Source organism: Pseudomonas sp. IT-P4 (assembly GCF_949767755.1).
Lineage (GTDB): Bacteria > Pseudomonadota > Gammaproteobacteria > Pseudomonadales > Pseudomonadaceae > Aquipseudomonas > Aquipseudomonas monachiensis.
On sequence record NZ_CATKPX010000086.1, the window covers coordinates 1 to 517 of the forward strand.

Consider the following 517-nt stretch of genomic DNA (forward strand, 5'->3'; position numbering starts at 1 on the left):
AAACCTCGCGCCGACCTTCACCGTCAAGGTCGACCAGAAACTCGATCACGACCTCAAGGTCACCCTGAGCAACGGCGACACCGTCACCATTGAAGCGGGCAAATTGTCAGCCATCTACACCGCACCGGTGCAGGGTGACGACGTCTACAAGGACGGCCAGACCCTCTCGGTTGGTGTCACCGACGCCAGCGTCGACGGCCAGACCTTCGAAAACCTGGTGATCGACGGCACGGCGGCCAATGTGGCCATCACTGACACCGTCAGCGAAGTGATTGCGACCCTGACTGCGGACAAGTCCACCGTGGCTGAAGGCGGCCAGGTCACCTACTCCGTGACCCTGACCAACGCGGCCGGTCTGCCGATCAATAACCACGGCCCGTTGGAGTTCACCCTCTCCGATGGCACCAAGATCACCATCGCGGCCAATACCGCGACTGGCACGGCAACCATCGCCGCTGCCGACGACGTCTTCACCGGCGGCCAGGCGCCGATCGTCAACAAGCTCGAGAGCGTTACT

General features: G+C 62.3%; 1 protein-coding gene. It reads left to right on the plus strand.

Annotated features, from left to right (window positions below; genetic code table 11):
* A partial coding sequence (locus ACM6IT_RS25865; RefSeq protein WP_414918969.1) for an immunoglobulin-like domain-containing protein occupies nucleotides 1–517 on the plus strand: 517 nt, incomplete at both ends.